Raw genomic sequence first — 231 nt, 5'->3', positions numbered from 1 at the left:
ACCAGCATCCGACATACGCGGCCAACGTAATCCTGTCCACAGATGACCCAGTCCATCGGAATGAACAAATCTTCAACCCGGGTCTGACCTTTCATGAATGCACAGCCCAGCGGGTCATGACGTTCGCCGATTTCAACTCCGGCATGAATTGCAGGAATCAGGGCACATGTAATGCCGATATCTTTCTGGTCACCATTCAGGCCATCCTGATCCTGAAGTTTGAATGCCAGT

1 pseudogene is annotated in these 231 nt (G+C 51.1%); it reads right to left on the bottom strand.

Annotation, left to right across the window (positions count from 1 at the left end):
- A pseudogene (locus ACYP03_RS28380) lies at positions 1-231 on the bottom strand (acyl-CoA dehydrogenase); the annotation flags it as partial.

The organism is Photobacterium sp. R1 (assembly GCF_054600795.1).
Note: the sequence above shows the minus strand (reverse complement) of the source record. Positions and strands in the feature narration are given on the sequence as shown.